The sequence below is a fragment of the Streptomyces sp. NPDC008092 genome, assembly GCF_042957285.1.
Taxonomy (GTDB): domain Bacteria; phylum Actinomycetota; class Actinomycetes; order Streptomycetales; family Streptomycetaceae; genus Streptomyces.
In genome coordinates this window covers 1-16,077 of sequence record NZ_JBIBHY010000010.1, presented here as the reverse complement: position 1 = coordinate 16,077, position 16,077 = coordinate 1, and the positions used below count along the sequence as shown (strand labels likewise).

Here is a 16,077-nt window from a genome sequence, read left to right as displayed (position 1 = left end):
CATGCGAACCGACTCTTCTCCCGGCACGTTGCCGGCGCGGGAGCACCTCCCGGCCGGTAACGCCGGTACGCCTGTCCTGGACGTAGTGATCCCCGTCTACAACGAGGAGAAGGACCTCGGCCCATGCGTGCTCAGACTGCATGAGCATCTCAAGCGAACGTTCCCGTACGCGTACCGCATCACCATCGCGGACAACGCGTCCACGGACACCACGCCCCAGGTGGCGCGGAAGCTTGAGGCGGAGATCGCCGAGGTGAAGTCGTTCCGGCTGGAGCAGAAGGGCCGCGGCCGCGCGCTGCGGACCGTCTGGTCGGCCTCGGACGCGCCGATCCTCGCGTACATGGACGTCGACCTGTCGACCGACCTGAACGCGCTGCTGCCGCTGGTGGCGCCGCTCATCTCCGGCCACTCCGACCTGGCGATCGGTTCCCGGCTGGCCCGCTCGTCGCGCGTGGTGCGCGGCGCCAAGCGGGAGTTCATCAGCCGCTCGTACAACCTGATCCTGCGCGGCTCGCTGCAGGCCCGCTTCTCGGACGCGCAGTGCGGCTTCAAGGCGATCCGGCGCGATGTCGCGCAGGTGCTGCTGCCGCTCATCGAGGACACCGGCTGGTTCTTCGACACCGAGATGCTGGTGCTCGCCGAGCGTGCGGGGCTGCGGATCCACGAGGTGCCCGTCGACTGGGTGGACGACCCGAACTCCACCGTGCACATCGCGAAGACGGCCACCGACGACCTCAAGGGCGTCTGGCGGGTGGGCAAGGCGCTGGCCACCGGCGCGCTGCCGCTGGACCGGCTCGCCCGGCCGTTCGGCGACGACCCGCGCGACCGCGACGTCCAGGACGTGCCCAAGGGCCTGGCCCGCCAGCTCGTCGGGTTCTGCGTGGTCGGCGGCCTGTCGACCCTCTTCTACCTGGTCCTCTACAGCCTCTTCCGGGAGTTCTCCGGTTCGCAGATCGCCAACGCGCTCGCACTGCTGGTGTCGGCGGTGGCGAACACCGCCGCCAACCGGCGGCTCACCTTCGGGGTGCGCGGCCGGGGCGGGGCGGTCCGGCACCAGGCGCAGGGCCTGGTCGTCTTCGGTATCGGCCTCGCGCTGACCAGTGGCTCCCTCGCCGCCCTGAACGCGGCGAGCAGCGACCCCGCGCACTCCACCGAGCTGGCGGTGCTGATCGCCGCCAACCTCGCGGCGACCGTGCTGCGCTTCCTGCTCTTCCGCGCCTGGGTCTTCCCGGACCGCGACGGCTCCGGCACCGATCGGCAGGAGTCGATGGTGGTGGCCACGCACACCCCGTCGTCCCCCACCTACCTGACCGGGGCCCCGGTCCCGCACCAGCAGCAGGGCCCCTACCAGCCGCAGGGCCCGCTGCCGCAGCGCCCGGCGCACCCGCCGTACGCCCAGAACGGCACGACGACCACCCAGTTCCGCGCCGGTGAAGCCGCGGACGGCACCTGGAGGGACAGCACCATGCAGTTGCAGCCGGTGCGCCCCCACGACACCGAGCCGGGGGACCCCCGATGAGCACCGACACCGACCACACGGCCCAGTGGGGCCCGCCCCCGACCGCGCCCCCCACGGTTCCCCCGCAGCCGCAGCACGCTCCCGGCGCTCCCGGCGCGCCCGACGTCCAGGCCGTCGCGCCGGCACCGGCGCCCGGGGCGGGTGAGCCCGAGCAGCCCTTCGTACGGAGACTGTGGCGCGGCCGTCCCGAGGACCCCCGCTGGGTGCGCCCGGCCTTCTTCGGCCTGCTGCTCGCCACCGCGGTGCTGTACTTCTACAACCTGAGCGTCAACGGCTACTCCAACTCCTTCTACTCGGCCGCCGTCCAGGCGGGCACCAAGAGCTGGAAGGCGATGTTCTTCGGCTCGCTGGACGCGGGCAACGCGATCACCGTCGACAAGCCCTCGGCGTTCATGTGGCCGATGGAGATCGCGGCCCGGATCTTCGGCCTGAACTCCTGGACGATCCTCGGCCCCGAGGTCCTCATGGGCGTCGGCACGGTCGCGGTCGTCTACGCCTCCGTGCGCCGCCGGTTCAGCCCCGCGGCCGGCCTGATCGCGGGCGCCGTGCTCGCGCTCACCCCCGTCGCGGCGCTGATGTTCCGGTTCAACAACCCGGACGCGATGCTGGCCCTGCTGATGGCGCTGGCCTGCTACTTCGTGGTCCGGGCCGTCGAGGACGGGCGGACGAAGTGGCTGGTGTGGGCGGGTGTGGCGATCGGCTTCGCCTTCCTCGCCAAGACGCTCCAGGCCTTCCTGATCCTGCCGGCGCTGGCGTTCGTGTACGCGGCCGTCGGCCCGCACACGTGGAAGAAGCGGATCGGCCAGCTGGCCCTGGCGACCGGCGCGCTGGTCGTCGCCGGCGGCTGGTGGGTGGCGATCGTCGAGCTGTGGCCGGCCTCCTCCCGCCCCTACATCGGCGGTTCGCAGGACAACAGCTTCCTGTCGCTGACCTTCGGCTACAACGGCCTCGGCCGCATCAGCGGCGACGAGACCGGCAGCGTCGGCGGCGGTGGCGGCGGCACCGGCTCCGGCCGCTGGGGCGCCACCGGCTGGAGCCGGATGTTCAACGACGAGATCGGCAGCCAGATCTCCTGGCTGATCCCGGCCGCGCTGATCCTCCTGGTCGCCGGTCTGGTGGCCACCCGCAAGCTGAAGCGGACCTCGGTGACCCGGGCCTCGTTCCTGGTCTGGGGCGGCTCGCTGCTGATGACCATGATCGTGTTCAGCTACATGGCGGGCATCTTCCACCAGTACTACACGGTCGCCCTCGCCCCCTACATCGCGGCCGTGGTCGGCATGGGCGCGGGACTGCTGTGGGAGAAGCGCGCCGAGCTGTGGGCGTCGATCACCCTCGCCGCCGCCGTGGTCTCGGCCGCGGTCTGGGGCTACGTCCTGCTCAACCGCACCTCGACCTACCTGCCCTGGCTGAAGTACCTGGTCCTGATCGGCGGTCTGGCCGCCGCGCTCGGCCTGGTCTTCGCGGGCCGGATCTCGCGGCAGCTCGCCCTCGGCGCGGCCGCGGTCGGCCTGCTGGCCGCGCTGGCGGGCCCGACGGCGTACACCTTCTCCACGGTGAACTCCGCGCACACCGGCTCCATCCCGACGGCCGGTCCGGCGGGCGCGAGCTCGATGGGCTTCGGCGGCGGTGGCGGTCCCGGCGGCGGCCGGGGCGGCTTCGGCGGCGGCACGGGCGGCGGCTTCGGCCAGAACCAGCAGGGCGGCAACGGCACCACCCAGGGCCAGGGCCAGAACGGCACCGGCGGCTTCCCGGGCGGCAACGGCACCGGCGGCTTCGGCGGCGGTATGCCGGGTCAGAGCCAGCAGGGCGGCAACGGCACCACCCAGAACGGCACCGGCGGCTTCCCGGGCGGTACCCGGACGGGCGAGACCGGTGGCATGGGCGGCGGCATGGCCGGCGGCGCCGGCGGTCTGCTGAACGGCGCGACCGTCTCCTCCGAGGCCAAGGCACTGCTGCAGAAGAACTCCTCCCAGTACACCTGGGTCGCGGCGGCCATCGGCGCCCAGAACGCGGCGAGCTACCAGCTCGCCACCGGCGACGCGGTGATGGCGATCGGCGGCTTCAACGGCACCGACCCGTCCCCGACGCTGGCCCAGTTCGAGAAGTACGTGGCGGACGGCAAGATCCACTACTTCGTCTCCTCCGGCACCGGCGGCGGCATGGGCGGCAGCAGCAGCGGCACGTCCTCGCAGATCACCTCGTGGGTCGAGAAGAACTTCAAGAAGGTGACGGTGGGTTCGTCCACCTTCTACGACCTCACGCAGAAGACGAGCGGCAGCTGACGGACTCCTGAGCGGCAGGCGAAGGGCGGTGACCCCGGTCACCGCCCTTCGGCGTACCCGGGGAAATCACGTTGTACGCCGTATAGGAACTGTCTTACGGTGTACAACATGACTTCTCAGGGCCACCCCCAGCGCTGGCTGATCCTCGGTGTCATCTGTCTCGCGCAGCTGACCGTGCTGCTCGACAACACCGTCCTCAACGTGGCCATCCCCTCCCTGACCCGGGAACTGCACGCGGCCACCTCCGACATCCAGTGGATGATCAACGCGTACTCGCTCGTCCAGTCAGGCCTGCTGCTCACCGCGGGCAGCGCCGCCGACCGCTACGGCCGGAAGAAGATGCTGATCGCGGGCCTGGTCCTGTTCGGCGCGGGTTCGCTGGCCGCGGGCCTGGCGGGCTCCACCGGCCAGCTGGTCGCGGCACGGGCCGGCATGGGCGTGGGAGGCGCACTCCTCCTCACGACCACGCTCGCCGTGGCGATGCAGATCTTCACCCCGGACGAGCAGCCCAGGGCCATCGGCATCTGGAGCGCGGTCAACGCGCTGGGCTTCGCCGCCGGCCCGCTGGTCGGCGGCTTCATGCTCAACCACTTCTGGTGGGGAGCGATCTTCCTGGTCAACCTCCCGGTGGCGGCGCTGGCCCTGGCGGCCGTCGTCGCCCTCGTCCCCGAGTCCAGGAACCCGCAGGGCGACCGCCCCGACCTGCTCGGCGCGCTGCTCTCCACGATCGGCATGGCCGCGCTGGTCTTCGCGATCATCTCCGGCCCGCAGCACGGCTGGACGTCGGCGCGGGTGCTGGGCCCGGCCGCGGTGGCGGCGCTGGCGCTCGGCCTCTTCGGGTACTGGGAGAGCCGGATCCCGTACCCCATGCTGGACCCGCACTTCTTCCGGGACCGCCGGTTCACGGGTGCCGTCGCCGGCGCGGTCCTCATCACCTTCGGCATGGGCGGCGCGCTGTTCCTGCTCACCCAGCACCTGCAACTCGTCCTCGGCTACGGCGCGTTGGAGGCGGGACTGCGGACGGCACCGCTCGCGCTGACGGTCGTGGCCCTCAACTTCAGCGGCCTGTCGGCCAGGTGGGCGAAGCGGCTCGGGACGCCGGCCGCGATCGCCCTCGGCATGCTGCTGATGTCACTGGGCCTGGTGTCCATCGCCGTACTGGACGCGAGCGGTTACGGCGGCACGCTGCTCGGGCTGCTGCTGATCGGGGCGGGGTGCGCGATCGCCAACCCGGCGATGGCGCACGCCGTCATGGGCGCGATTCCTCCGGAGAAGGCCGGGGTGGGCGCCGGGATCAACGGCACGCTGGCCGAGTTCGGCAACGGGCTGGGGGTCGCCGTGCTGGGCGCGGTGCTCAGCTCCTGGGTGGCGTCGGGGAAGTCGCTGTCGGCGGGGCTGGGGGCGGGGCAGCTGGTGGGGGCGGTCGCTGTCGTCGCCGGGGGGTTCGTGGCGGCGGCGCTTCTCAGGAAGGCAGAGAAGAATGTCGCCTAGTGGGGAGGGGGTGCGGGTGCGTCGGCGAGTGCGGGTGGTTCGTGGCTGATCGCGCAGTTCCTCCCCCAGCCTTCGGCCGGGGGCACCCCCAGCGCCCCAATAAACGGGGTGTTGCGGTCTTAGCATCTTGAGAGTGATCGTGGAGGAGGGTGTCGCTCATGGCGCGGGCCAGCGTGTGGCTTGAGGCAAAGGACCGCCGCGGCGGTCGCAGTGGTCAGCCGTCCGGTCTCGACCGGGCCCGGATCACCTCCGTCACGGTCCGGCTCCTCGACTCCGACGGGCTCGACAAGTTCTCCATGCGGCGGCTGGCGGCCGAGCTCAACGTGACCGCCATGTCCGTGTACTGGTACGTCGACACCAAGGACGACCTGCTCGAACTCGCCCTGGACGCGGCCTTCGGCGAGCTGACCCTGCCCGACGCCGCCGTCGGCGGCTGGCGCGAGCAGCTGCGGGCGCTGGCCACGGAGTACCGCGCCCTGCTGGTCCGCCACCCCTGGCTCTCCCCGCTGGCCGGCCGCTACCTCAACATCGGCCCCCACTCGCTCGCCTTCTCCCGGGTGGTCCAGCAGGTGGTCCGCCGCGCCGGCCTGCCCGCCCACGGCGTGACCGGCGCGATCTCGGCCGTCTTCCAGTTCGTCTACGGCTACGGCACGATCGAGGGCCACTTCGCGGCACGGGTGGCGGCGGCCGGCATGACCCCCGACGACTACTTCAACTCCGCGATGGACGCCGTGACGGAGGTCCCGGACACGGCGAGGATCATCGAGGAGTCGAGGGACCTCATGGCGGCAAGGGGCGGAGACACCGTCGCCGAGATGCTGGACAGGGACTTCACCTTCGCACTGGACCTGCTGATCGCCGGAATCGAGGCCATGGTGCAGCACCCCTGAAAGGGGCGCCGGGGGTACCCCCGGCCGAAGGCTGGGGGAGGAACTGCGCGACCAGCGACACACAACCCGCAGTCGCGCACTCACCACGCCCCCACCCCATTGGGCGATCGGCCCACCCCACTAGGCGTCCGGCGAAGCCAGCCGCGCAGGAAACCCCCCGGTCGCCACCGGCCCCCACTTCTCCGGCGTCACCCGGATGATCGACTTGCCCTGCTTCACCATCGCCGCCCGGTACTCGTCCCAGTCCGGGTGCTCCCCGGCGATGTTCCGGTAGTACTCCACCAGCGGCTCCACCGATTCGGGGGAGTCGATCACCTCGGCGCGGCCGTCCACCTGCACCCACGGCCCGTTCCAGTCGTCGCTCAGGACGAGCAGGCTCACCCGCTCGTCCCGCTTCGCGTTCCGCGTCTTCGCCCGCTCGGGGTACGTGGAGACGACGATGCGCCCGGAGTCGTCGACCCCGCAGGTCAGCGGCGACCCCTGGGGGCTGCCGTCGGCGCGCCGGGTGAGCAGGATCGCGCGGTGGCGGGGTCGTACGAAGTCCAGCAGTTCGTCGAGGGAGACGGCGGTGTTCGTCGCGATGTTCGGTGCCATGGCGTCAGCCTAGGGCCGCCGGACCCGCTCAGCCTGTCCCTGCGGGGCTCATGTTCACGCCTGGGGCAGTGACTCGCCCTGGACCGCCTGGATCTCCAGCTCGATCTTGAGGGTGGTGCCGATGGCGGCGATGCCCGCCTGCACCACCTGGTTGTAGTTCATGGCGAAGTCCTCGCGGTGCAGCTCGGTCGTCGCGCGGAACGCGGCGCGGGTGCCGCCCCACGGGTCGGCGCCGGTGCCGAGGTAGGCGAGGTCGAGGTCGACCGGTCGTACGACACCGTGCAGCGAGAGTTCGCCGTGCACCGTCCAGCGGTCGGAGCCGGCCGCCGTCAGGCCCGTCGAGACGAAGGTGATCTCGGGGTGGCGTTCGACGTCGAGGAAGTCGGCCGAGCGCAGGTGGGTGTCGCGCATGCCGTTGCCGGTGTCGATGGAGGCGGCGCGGATGACCGCGTGGACGCGGGACTTGGTGACGTCGTCGGGGGCGATCTCGATCCCCGCGCCGAAGTCCGTGAACCGGCCGCGGACGCTGGAGATGCCCAGGTGCTGGGCGACCGCGCCCACGGTGGAGTGCGCGGGGTCCACCGTCCACGGGCCCGGCGGGGGCAGCTCGGTGCCGCCCACCCGGGCCAGCGTCACCGTGCCGACCTCGGCGCGACCGCTCGCGGTGACGATGGCGCTGGAGGCGGCGGGCGCGTAGCCCAGGGCCGTGACGATGACGGTGTAGGCCCCCGGCGCGAGCGGGTTCGGGTCGCGCACCGTGCCCTCGTCGTCGGCCTCGGCGCGCAGCACCTGGCTGCCGGTCATGTCGGTCACCGTGACGACCGCGTGCGACACGGCCCATCCGTCCCGGGTGCGGATCCTCGCGGTCAGTCCCATCCCGTTTCTCCCTGCGAACACTCGGACTGTCATGTGGTCAGACGGTCAGACGATTACAAATTGGCCTTATGGGACCGGCCCGCGGCGGGCGCCTCCTTGTGGGCGCGCCCGCCACGGGCCGGAGTGCGAACTACTCGCCCGGGTGGGAGAGTTCGATGTCGTGGCCGTCGACACCGGTGCCGGTGACGTTCAGGGCCGTGGCGACCGGCGGGTACCCGGTCGCGATGACGGTGTAGTCACCGCCGTCCAGGTCGGCGAAGGCGTATGCGCCGTCCAGGCCGGTGGTGGACGTGCCGACCACGTTGCCCGCCGCGTCCACGAGGGTCACGCGGGCGTCGGCCAGCGGGCCGTGCGGGGCCCGTACGACACCCTGGAGCTGGGCGCCGGCGTCCAGGTCGACCTCGATCCGGGTGACCCCGGCGGTGCCGATCTCGACCGGCAGGGCGCGGGGCCGGTACCCGGCCGCGTTCACCGCGACCGTGACGACGCCCGGAACCAGTTCGCCGAAGCGGAAGTCGCCCTGCTCACCGGTGGCCGCGGTGGCCAGCAGGTCGCCGCGCACGTCGGTGACGATGACCATCGCGTCCTTGACCGGGAGCGCGCTGCCGGCGCCGCGGACGACGCCGCTCAGGCCGCTGGTGCCGCTCAGCAAAATGTCATACAGCACCGGCTCCTCGCCCACCACGACCGTGGCGGCCTGCGGCTGGTAGCCGTCGGCGGAGGCGATCAGCACGTACGAGCCCGCACCGGGCGCGTCCAGCCGGTAGGAACCGTCGAAGCCCGCGACCGCGCGGCCCAGCTGGCGGCCGGACAGCGAGATCAGGGTGACCGCGGCCTGTGCGACCGGGGCGCTCTCGGCACCGCGCACGTAGCCGTGCACCGGGGTGGAGCCGGAGCCGGCCGACTGCTCGGGACCGGCGATGGTGGCCACCGCGGTGAACCGCCCGGCGGTCTCCGGCGCGGCCGCGGCCTCCGTGGTGCTGCTCACGACCGGGGCGGCCCAGCTCGGGAGCTGCTGCTCCTCGACGGGAGCCGCGACCGGCGCGGCGACGGCGGCCGGCACGGTCTCCGGGCTTGCCGCGTTCTCCGCGTCGGCGGCCTGGGCCAGCCCGCCCTTGGTCCGCAGCGGGACCTCCTTGATGAACAGGCTGATCAGGAAGGCGAGGGCCGCGAGGCCGCCGGCGATCAGGAAGACGTCGGCGATGGCGTGGCCGTAGGCGCTCTCCACGAGGGTGCGCACCGGGGCCGGGTACTTGCCCAGGTCCGGGATGCTGTCGGTGGACGAGCTGGAACCGGCCAGGGCGGCCTGGTACTTGGGGGAGAGGGAGGCGATGCCGTCCGTGATGTAGTGCGTGATCCGGTTGGCCATCACCGCGCCCAGCGCCGAGACGCCGACCGCACCGCCGAGGGACCGGAAGAAGGTGACCGTGGAGCTGGCCGAGCCGAGGTCGGACGGGTCGACCTGGTTCTGCGTGCACAGCACCAGGTTCTGCATCATCATGCCGATGCCGAGACCCATCAGCGCCATGAAGATCGCCATCTTCCAGTACGCCGTGTCGTACCGGATGGTGCCGAGCAGGCCCAGACCGGCCGTCACCAGCACGCCGCCGCTGACCAGCCAGGCCTTCCAGCGGCCGGTGCGGGTGATGAACTGGCCCGAGACGGTGGACGAGACGAACAGACCGCCGATCATCGGGATCGTCAGCACGCCGGACATCGTCGGGGACTTGTCGCGGGCCAGCTGGAAGTACTGGCTGAAGAACACCGTGCCGGTGAACATCGCGACACCGACGAACAGGGAGGCCAGCGAGGCCAGGGTGATGGTGCGGTTGCGGAACAGCCGCAGCGGGATGATCGGTTCCTTGGCCTTCGACTCGACCAGGACGAAGATCAGGCCGAGGACGACCGAACCGCCGATCATCACGAACGTCTGCCAGGAGACCCAGTCGTACTTGTCACCGGCGAAGGTGACCCAGACCAGCAGCAGCGACACGGCGGCGGCGACGAAGAACGCGCCCGCCCAGTCGACCTTGACGTCCCGCTTCACGACCGGCAGGTGCAGGGTCTTCTGCAGCACGATCAGCGCGATGACGGCGAAGGGGACGCCGACGTAGAAGCACCAGCGCCAGCCCAGCCACGAGGTGTCGGTGATGACACCGCCGAGCAGCGGGCCGCCGACGGTGGCGACGGCGAAGGTCGCGCCCAGGTAGCCGGAGTAACGGCCGCGCTCCCGCGGCGAGATCATCGCGGCCATGACGATCTGGGCGAGCGCCGACAGACCGCCGACGCCGACGCCCTGGACGACACGGCAGGCGATCAGCATGCCGGGGTTCTGCGACAGACCGGCGATGACGGAGCCCGTGACGTATATGACCAGGGCTATCTGGACGAGCGCCTTCTTGCTGTACAGGTCGGAGAGCTTGCCCCACAGCGGGGTGGTGGCCGTCATCGCCAGCAGCGAGGCGGTGACGACCCAGGTGTAGGCGGACTGGCCGCCACCGAGGTCGCCGATGATGTGCGGTAGGGCGTTGGTGACGATCGTGGACGACAGGATCGCCACGAACATGCCGAGCAGCAGGCCGGAGATGGCCTCCATGATCTGCCGGTGGGACATCGGGGCCTGCTCGGCGGGGCTGACGGCGCCGCCTCCCCCGTGCTTGGCGTGAGCCCGCACACCGGCTGGTGTGGTCGTTGCCATGGGCTTCCTTTTCTTACGTCTTATGCGGGTGTACGGGTGGTCGTCGGTTCGAGTACGGCCGTGGGGGCGCGGGCGGCGGAGGCGACCGTGGCCTTGTCCCCGGCCTCTGCCGTGGCCTTCGGGGCGCCCGGGGCGGGCGCCGTGCCGACGGCGGGCCGGGGATGCGGGGCCGTGGCCCGGCAGTCGCCGAAGCTGTCCCGGAGCCGGGTCATCAGCCGGATCAGCTGGTCGACCTCCTCGTCGCTCCAGTCGCCCAGCCGCTCGGCGAGCAGCTCGGTGCTGCGCCGGGACAGGTCCACGAGGGTCGCCTCGCCCGCGGGGGTGAGGCGCAGGATGCGGGAGCGCTTGTCCGCCGGGTCGGCGGAGCGCTCGATCCAGCCGCGCTCGGCGACGTGCGCCACGTGCCGGCTGGTCACGGACATGTCCACGGCGAGCAGCTCGGCGAGCTTGCTCATGCGCATGGAGCCGTGGCGGCCGAGCAGCGTCAGTACCGCGGCCGAGCCGGTCGGGCACTCGGGCGGCAGAATGCGGCCCAGGTCCCGCTTCACGGCTCCGACGGCGCTGAGCTGACGCGCCAGCTCCTCGAACTGCGCCTGCTTCGCCATCCCGCACACCTCCTCACGACCGTATTCGTTGCTTGGGGCAACCATAGAACTGCTTGGTTGCCACAGGCAAATAAATCGGCGGGGGTGGGTATAAAAACTTGGCAAAGACAAGTATTGCGAACGTAAACATGCAGGTGGGGCGAGCTGGGTGCACGGGAGGCCCCCCACTTGGGCCGGACCCACGGATTCGCTAGTGTCTCGGGCCATGGCTAACACCCAGGGCCCCCAGGGCAACTACGACCCCGCCGGCAGCACCCAGATGTTCCGCGCGTTCGTCGACGAGGCCCCGCAGACTCCTCAGCAGACGGCGACCACCTATTCCTCCTCCTCCGGCCCGCGCCTCGGCCTGATCCTCGGCGTCGTCGCCGTGGTGGTCGTGGTGGCGGCGGTGGCCTGGCTCGCGTTCATGTAGGACGGCGGCCGCGCCGACCGGTACGGCGGTCACGCCGACGGCCGACGGCCGACGGTACGGCGGTACGACGGGCCGAGGGTCTGGCGGGCCGCGGGTCTGGCGGGCCGATGAAGGGAACCCGGGGTCGAGCGCCCCGGGCTTTCGTCGTGCTCAGCTCCAGTCGACGGTCGCGACCCGGGTCTCCACGTGCATGCCGAGCGGCACCCGCCAGTCGTCCACGCAGACCGTCCAGGTCCTGCTGACGTGGGAGCCGGGGCCGACCGGGGCCGGCAGGGGCTCCGTCGACGTGACCGTCGACCAGTCGATGCCCAGCAGATCGATGATGTGCGTGCCGAGCGTGACCGTGCCGGAACGGACCGCGGTGCCGCCGGAGTTGGCGAAGGCGACGGTCACCTTCTCGCACCAGCGCCGGTCCGTGGCCTCGCGGGTGGGGGCGCTCCAGGTGAGGGCGGCGGGCGAGGGGGAGGCCGAAGAGGCGCCGGGGCGCGGTGAGTTCGATGCCGTCGGACCGCTGCGCGGTGGCCGGGTGCCGCCGCTGCGGGAAGAGGGGCTGGGTGAACTTGCCGTGAGGGAAGGCGAGGTGGCCGTGGCCGTCGTGGTGGTAACGGTGCCGGCCGGGGTCGGCCCGTCCGCCGGAACCGTCGGACTGCCCGTCCCCTCCGTCCCCTTCGCCCCGTCCAGCGGGACGAGCGTCACCGACCCCGTCGGCCGTGCCGAAGCGCTCGGTGTGCCGCCCGCGGCACCCACCGCCGTATAGCCGCCGTTGCCGCCGCCCGCGCACGCCGTGAGCGCCGAGGCCAGGCAGACGGCGACCGCCGAGGCCGCCGTGACGGTGCCCCAGCGGCCGCCCGGCGCCCGGCGTGGACGCACGGGACCGGCCGCCGGTGCCGCGGGGGCGTCGGCCCCGCGGCCGCCCGGTGTCCTGAGGGTCGGTGTCCTGCGGATCTGCGTCCGACGGATCTGCGTCCTACGGGTCTGCGTCCTGCGGAGAGGCATCGCGCCAGTGTGGCTGACACTCCGTCAGTAAGGAACCCGTAGGCGCGACTTCAGTCCGAGATCAGGCCCTCGCGGAGCTGGGCCAGGGTGCGGGTCAGCAGGCGGGAGACGTGCATCTGGGAGATGCCGACCTCCTCGCCGATCTGGGACTGGGTCATGTTCGCGAAGAAGCGGAGCATGATGATCCGGCGCTCGCGCGGGGGGAGCTTGGCGAGGAGCGGCTTGAGCGACTCGCGGTACTCGACGCCCTCCAGGGCCGTGTCCTCGTAGCCGAGGCGGTCGGCCAGGGAACCCTCGCCGCCGTCGTCCTCGGGAGCCGGGGAGTCGAGGGAGGAGGCGGTGTACGCGTTGCCCACGGCGAGGCCGTCGACCACGTCCTCCTCGGAGACGCCCAGGACGGCCGCCAGCTCCGTCACCGTCGGCGAACGGTCCAGCTTCTGGGAGAGCTCGTCGCTGGCCTTGGTGAGGGCCAGGCGCAGCTCCTGGAGGCGGCGCGGGACGCGGACCGACCAGGAGGTGTCGCGGAAGAACCGCTTGATCTCGCCGACCACGGTCGGCATCGCGAACGTGGGGAACTCCACGCCCCGTTCGCAGTCGAAGCGGTCGATCGCCTTGATCAGGCCGATGGTGCCGACCTGGACGATGTCCTCCATCGGCTCGTTGCGGCTGCGGAAGCGGGCCGCCGCGTAGCGCACGAGGGGGAGGTTGAGTTCGATCAGGGTGTCCCGGACGTAGGCACGCTCGGGGCTGTCCTCTTCGAGTGCGGCAAGGCGCAGGAACAGGGAGCGGGACAGGGTGCGGGTGTCGAGGTTCTCCGAGACCGCCGGGACTTCCGGGGTCGGAGGGGCCTCCAGCGCCGGGGCGCCTTCGATGGTGCCTTCGATGCTGTCGAGCACGTCGATGGCGTCGAGCTCCTTGGGCGCTGCCTCGCTCTTCGTGGGCGTGAGCACCTTCGAGCTGCCCTGGTCTGCGGACATGCCACCCCCTTTGGGTCGCGGGACGGTCGCGGCGGCGTTCCCTGCTAGGAACGATGCCTTCACCTGAATACCGGAGCCGGAGCCCCGGCAAACGCGCTTCCCGCAGAATGTCACATGTCGGCAACACGCTGTAGTGACATGTCGACATGCGAGACGTGAATCCGCCCTGGAAGAAGGGGGTCTGACGCATTTTCGACCCTCAACTGTCGGGAAGTGCGCTGGTGAGCGATTCGCTCGCGCTGGTGATGGCTCGATCCTGTTTGCGGTTACGGTCTCGCCAAGTCGCCGAGGGCGGGTCTCGGACCGGTAACGGGCCCCTGGAGGGCGGTCCCCGGCGCTCGGCCGGACCCGGTCCGGACCTAGGCCGGACCTAGGCCGGACCTCGGCTGGGCCTCGGTCAGGGCCTCGGTCAGGCCTCGATGCGGTTGGCCGAGCGCAGGCGCTGGAAGCTGCGGGCCAGGAGGCGCGAGACGTGCATCTGGGAGACGCCTAGCTCCGCGCTGATCTGGGACTGGGTGAGGTTGCTGTAGTAGCGCAGCAGGAGGATCCGCTGCTCCCGCTCGGGGAGTTGGACAAGCAGGTGACGGACCAGGTCGCGGTGTTCCACGCCGTCCAGGGCCGGGTCCTCGTAGCCGATGCGGTCGAGGAGGCCCGGCAGTCCGTCGCCCTCCTGCGCGGCCTCCAGGGAGGTCGCGTGGTACGACCGGCCGGCCTCGATGCAGGAGAGCACCTCCTCCTCGCTGATCCGCAGCCGCTCGGCGATCTCGGAGGTGGAGGGGGAGCGGCCGAAGGCGGTGGTCAGGTCCTCGGTCGCGCTGTTCACCTGGACCCACAGCTCGTGCAGCCGGCGCGGTACGTGCACGGTGCGCACGTTGTCCCGGAAGTAGCGCTTGATCTCGCCGACGACGGTCGGCATCGCGAAGGTCGGGAACTGCACGCCCCGGTCCGGGTCGAAGCGGTCGATGGCGTTGATGAGACCGATGGTGCCGACCTGGACGACGTCCTCCATCGGCTCGTTGCGGGAGCGGAAGCGGGCGGCCGCGTAGCGCACGAGCGGGAGGTTCGCCTCGATGAGCGCCGCGCGCACCCGGTTGTGCTCCGGCGTGCCCGGCTTGAGGTCCTTCAGCTGGCCGAAGAGCACCTGGGTCAGCGCCCGGGTGTCGGCACCCCGCCGCTTCTCCGGGGCGGGGGCGGCGGCTTGGGCGGGGGCGACGGGGGCAGCGGGGGGCTGAGGGAGGGTCTGAGCGGGGTTCTGGACGGGGGTCTGGACGGGGGTCTGGACGGGGGTCTGGATCGGGGCGGGCGCCTCTTCCTGGGGCGGCGCAGAACTGGCCGACACGGTCAACGCCACCTCTTCATCGGTCAATCATCCGTCAAAAGCGGTCATAGCATCACAAGACATGTGCACTGTGTGCAAGCACCTGGTAACGTCGTGTTGGGTATTAATACTGGCAAGTTGAGGCATAAGGCGCAGCAAAGCCCCCCGCCCGGCAGGCGAGGGGCTCGGGATCCGGAAGCCGCCGTGCGGCTCAGAACTCGTAGTCGGCGATCACCCAGGTGCCGAACTCCCGCCACTGCGCCGCGGCCGCCTGGTGGGCCGGGTGCTCCAGGTACCGCTTGAGCGCGTCCCGGTCCTCGACCGCGGAGTTGATGGCGAAGTCGTAGGCGATGGGGCGGTCGGTGATGTTCCAGCCGCACTCCCAGAAGCGCAGCTCCTCGATCTGGTCGCGGAGGGCGGAGAAGGCCTGGGCACCCGCGACGGCCCGCGGATCGTCGCGCCCGACGCCCTCGTTGAGCTTGAAGAGGACCAGGTGGCGGATCATGAGTACTCCCGGTGCGTCTACTTCGCCCCGTTGGCCAGCCAGGTGAAGAAGTCACCGACGGCCTTTGCGGCGTCCGATATGCCCTGAAAGACTATCTGGACCCAGTCTGCCGCCCTGGGCGGGTCCGTGATGATCACGTAGAGCGCGAAGATCACGAGTACGTAGACGGCGATCTTCTTGGCGTTCACCGCCACCTGGCCTCTCCCCTGTCACTCCCCCGGGTTCCCCCGGTTGCCGGGCGCGAGTGTAACCCTCCGATCGTTTTGTATGACCAACGGCGCGATGCGTGCCGGATTTTTTTCTCCGAATCTCCCGATCTCCGAATCCCGGACTCCTCGAATCCCCGAATCCCCGAAGCGCGCACCGGTCGCGTGAACCGATCGCGGGGCCCGCTCCGATGAAGGGGCGAGGCAACCGAGGCGAACCCGGGTCAACCGGAGTCGAGAGGGAGAGCACAGATGCTGATGACGACGATGGCCTTCGGGCTCGTCACCCTGCTGATCGTGATCGTCGTGGCGGCACTGCTCGACTGCGTCCGCACACCGGCGGAGCGGGTCAGGTACGTCCCGAAGTGGCTCTGGCTGCTGTTCCTGCTCCACGCCCCGGTCTTCGGCGCCCTGGTCTGGAACTACGCGGGCAAGCGCCCCGAGCCGCTGGTCTGACGCCGGCGGCGGACGGACCCGGGCCCTCGGTGGCTTGCGGGTCACTCGCTTTCGAGCAGCGGCCGCCAGGGCCGGCCGGGTTCGGTGTCGCGGGGGAACAGGTGCCGGACGGGACGAAGGCCGGGTGGCACCTGGGAGTCCCGCCTGGTCGGGCACCCCGTCTCGACAACGGGTGAAACGAGGGCCACGGACGGCGGATGAAAAGTGAGCCACTCTGCGATCTCTTGATCATTCTGACTTCACTGGTTCTGA

16 protein-coding genes are annotated in these 16,077 nt (G+C 71.1%); 7 read left to right on the top strand and 9 right to left on the bottom strand.

Going from position 1 to position 16,077, the window contains the following annotated elements; translation table 11 throughout:
• The first annotated feature begins 1 nt into the window (after position 1).
• From ACFZB3_RS30000 to ACFZB3_RS29985, 4 genes are all read left to right on the top strand, one after another.
• Entirely contained in the window at positions 2-1,519 is a 1,518-nt protein-coding gene (locus ACFZB3_RS30000) for a glycosyltransferase (RefSeq protein WP_391380703.1), read from the top strand.
• Positions 1,516-3,801 (top strand): glycosyltransferase family 39 protein, encoded by a 2,286-nt coding sequence (locus tag ACFZB3_RS29995; RefSeq protein WP_391380700.1) that lies wholly within the window; start codon positions 1,516-1,518, stop codon positions 3,799-3,801. Before ACFZB3_RS30000 ends, ACFZB3_RS29995 begins: the two co-directional genes overlap by 4 nt.
• 108 nt (positions 3,802-3,909) lie before the next feature.
• Positions 3,910-5,292 (top strand): MFS transporter, encoded by a 1,383-nt coding sequence (locus tag ACFZB3_RS29990; RefSeq protein WP_391380698.1) that lies wholly within the window; start codon positions 3,910-3,912, stop codon positions 5,290-5,292.
• A 158-nt stretch (positions 5,293-5,450) separates the two neighbouring features.
• On the top strand, positions 5,451-6,182 hold the full coding sequence (locus ACFZB3_RS29985; RefSeq protein ID WP_391380696.1) for a TetR/AcrR family transcriptional regulator C-terminal domain-containing protein: 732 nt from the start codon (positions 5,451-5,453) through the stop codon (positions 6,180-6,182).
• Between the two features lie 120 nt (positions 6,183-6,302).
• Here ACFZB3_RS29985 and ACFZB3_RS29980 read toward each other — a convergent pair whose 3' ends face one another.
• The 4 genes from ACFZB3_RS29980 to ACFZB3_RS29965 all read right to left on the bottom strand — a co-directional run bounded on the left by ACFZB3_RS29980 (position 6,303) and on the right by ACFZB3_RS29965 (position 10,955).
• Complete coding sequence (locus ACFZB3_RS29980) at positions 6,303-6,776, bottom strand: PPOX class F420-dependent oxidoreductase (RefSeq protein WP_351485599.1); 474 nt, start codon at positions 6,774-6,776, stop codon at positions 6,303-6,305.
• A gap of 54 nt (positions 6,777-6,830) precedes the next feature.
• Entirely contained in the window at positions 6,831-7,652 is an 822-nt protein-coding gene (locus tag ACFZB3_RS29975) for a YceI family protein (protein WP_391380693.1), read from the bottom strand.
• A 130-nt stretch (positions 7,653-7,782) separates the two neighbouring features.
• Complete coding sequence (locus ACFZB3_RS29970; protein WP_391380691.1) at positions 7,783-10,350, bottom strand: DHA2 family efflux MFS transporter permease subunit; 2,568 nt, start codon at positions 10,348-10,350, stop codon at positions 7,783-7,785.
• A gap of 20 nt (positions 10,351-10,370) precedes the next feature.
• Positions 10,371-10,955: a MarR family transcriptional regulator gene (locus tag ACFZB3_RS29965; RefSeq protein ID WP_391380688.1), complete on the bottom strand. Its 585-nt coding sequence runs from the start codon at positions 10,953-10,955 to the stop codon at positions 10,371-10,373.
• Between the two features lie 205 nt (positions 10,956-11,160).
• Here ACFZB3_RS29965 and ACFZB3_RS29960 point away from each other — a divergent pair, with 205 nt between their 5' ends.
• A complete protein-coding gene (locus tag ACFZB3_RS29960; RefSeq protein WP_391380686.1) occupies positions 11,161-11,367 on the top strand; it encodes a hypothetical protein in 207 nt (68 codons plus the stop codon).
• A gap of 150 nt (positions 11,368-11,517) precedes the next feature.
• Here ACFZB3_RS29960 and ACFZB3_RS29955 read toward each other — a convergent pair whose 3' ends face one another.
• Entirely contained in the window at positions 11,518-11,760 is a 243-nt protein-coding gene (locus ACFZB3_RS29955; protein ID WP_391380683.1) for a hypothetical protein, read from the bottom strand.
• Here ACFZB3_RS29955 and ACFZB3_RS29950 point away from each other — a divergent pair.
• On the top strand, positions 11,741-12,124 hold the full coding sequence (locus ACFZB3_RS29950; protein WP_391380681.1) for a hypothetical protein: 384 nt from the start codon (positions 11,741-11,743) through the stop codon (positions 12,122-12,124). The genes ACFZB3_RS29955 and ACFZB3_RS29950 overlap by 20 nt on opposite strands.
• A 289-nt stretch (positions 12,125-12,413) precedes the next feature.
• Here ACFZB3_RS29950 and ACFZB3_RS29945 read toward each other — a convergent pair whose 3' ends face one another.
• The 4 genes from ACFZB3_RS29945 to ACFZB3_RS29930 all read right to left on the bottom strand — a co-directional run bounded on the left by ACFZB3_RS29945 (position 12,414) and on the right by ACFZB3_RS29930 (position 15,357).
• Positions 12,414-13,340: a SigB/SigF/SigG family RNA polymerase sigma factor gene (locus tag ACFZB3_RS29945; RefSeq protein ID WP_391380679.1), complete on the bottom strand. Its 927-nt coding sequence runs from the start codon at positions 13,338-13,340 to the stop codon at positions 12,414-12,416.
• 409 nt (positions 13,341-13,749) lie between these two features.
• Positions 13,750-14,679 carry a SigB/SigF/SigG family RNA polymerase sigma factor gene (locus ACFZB3_RS29940; RefSeq protein ID WP_391380677.1) on the bottom strand — a complete coding sequence of 310 codons (930 nt, stop codon included), beginning with the start codon at positions 14,677-14,679 and terminating at the stop codon, positions 13,750-13,752.
• 190 nt (positions 14,680-14,869) lie between these two features.
• A complete protein-coding gene (locus tag ACFZB3_RS29935; protein ID WP_391380675.1) occupies positions 14,870-15,163 on the bottom strand; it encodes a Dabb family protein in 294 nt (97 codons plus the stop codon).
• Between the two features lie 17 nt (positions 15,164-15,180).
• Positions 15,181-15,357 (bottom strand): hypothetical protein, encoded by a 177-nt coding sequence (locus ACFZB3_RS29930; protein WP_294006505.1) that lies wholly within the window; start codon positions 15,355-15,357, stop codon positions 15,181-15,183.
• 264 nt (positions 15,358-15,621) lie between these two features.
• Here ACFZB3_RS29930 and ACFZB3_RS29925 point away from each other — a divergent pair, with 264 nt between their 5' ends.
• Entirely contained in the window at positions 15,622-15,825 is a 204-nt protein-coding gene (locus ACFZB3_RS29925) for a PLDc N-terminal domain-containing protein (RefSeq protein WP_391380673.1), read from the top strand.
• Positions 15,826-16,077: the final 252 nt, after the last annotated feature.

Bases quoted from the DNA above. Each gene is read 5' to 3' on its own strand.
- ACFZB3_RS30000 (WP_391380703.1), top strand. From the start codon at position 2: ATGCGAACCGACTCTTCTCCCGGCACGTTGCCGGCGCGGGAGCACCTC.
- ACFZB3_RS29995 (WP_391380700.1), top strand. From the start codon at position 1,516: ATGAGCACCGACACCGACCACACGGCCCAGTGGGGCCCGCCCCCGACC.
- ACFZB3_RS29990 (WP_391380698.1), top strand. From the start codon at position 3,910: ATGACTTCTCAGGGCCACCCCCAGCGCTGGCTGATCCTCGGTGTCATC.
- ACFZB3_RS29985 (WP_391380696.1), top strand. From the start codon at position 5,451: ATGGCGCGGGCCAGCGTGTGGCTTGAGGCAAAGGACCGCCGCGGCGGT.
- ACFZB3_RS29980 (WP_351485599.1), bottom strand. From the start codon at position 6,776: ATGGCACCGAACATCGCGACGAACACCGCCGTCTCCCTCGACGAACTG.
- ACFZB3_RS29975 (WP_391380693.1), bottom strand. From the start codon at position 7,652: ATGGGACTGACCGCGAGGATCCGCACCCGGGACGGATGGGCCGTGTCG.
- ACFZB3_RS29970 (WP_391380691.1), bottom strand. From the start codon at position 10,350: ATGGCAACGACCACACCAGCCGGTGTGCGGGCTCACGCCAAGCACGGG.
- ACFZB3_RS29965 (WP_391380688.1), bottom strand. From the start codon at position 10,955: ATGGCGAAGCAGGCGCAGTTCGAGGAGCTGGCGCGTCAGCTCAGCGCC.
- ACFZB3_RS29960 (WP_391380686.1), top strand. From the start codon at position 11,161: ATGGCTAACACCCAGGGCCCCCAGGGCAACTACGACCCCGCCGGCAGC.
- ACFZB3_RS29945 (WP_391380679.1), bottom strand. From the start codon at position 13,340: ATGTCCGCAGACCAGGGCAGCTCGAAGGTGCTCACGCCCACGAAGAGC.
- ACFZB3_RS29935 (WP_391380675.1), bottom strand. From the start codon at position 15,163: ATGATCCGCCACCTGGTCCTCTTCAAGCTCAACGAGGGCGTCGGGCGC.
- ACFZB3_RS29925 (WP_391380673.1), top strand. From the start codon at position 15,622: ATGCTGATGACGACGATGGCCTTCGGGCTCGTCACCCTGCTGATCGTG.